The following is a 577-nucleotide window of genomic DNA, read 5'->3' on the forward strand; positions in this document are numbered from 1 at the left end:
TGTTTTCTGCTGTTCGGAGCCTGCTGGCGTCGGCCACCGGCTGTACTGCTGCTCATGGTCGCGCCATGGGTGCTCTGGCCATATCTGATGGATCTTCGGCTGGCTGGGCAGGAAGTTGCCCGACCGCTTGCCAGGTTGTCACACGGTTGCCCGGCGGACGCGTGTCGGGTGGCCGCGGCGGCGACCGAGTACCGGGCATCCGGGTGTCCGCCCGCGGCTCCTGGCCCAGGAACAGGGCCTGACGTGGGGCCTGACGTGGGATCTGGCACGGGATCTGGCACGGGATCTGGCGCGGGATCTGGAACAGGAAATGTCGGTATTCGAGCGGGTGGCGCTGGGGTGCAATTCGGGCGAATAGTCCCGATGAGCTGATCCGGAAGTCACGGAACACACTGGATCACCACCTTACGCCCATCGTAGACACTTCGATCACGCACCATAGAAACAAGCACCGGTTGCGGGCCGGCGCACGGCGAGGTGGTCGGATCCGGCAGACGAGATGGCGAGGCAGGTGGGAGGCGCGGTGAGCCACACGCGCGTCCGGGCGGGTCGGCGCGGGCCGGTTCCGGCCCCCCGT

Source organism: Protofrankia sp. CiP1_Cm_nod3 (assembly GCF_982290655.1).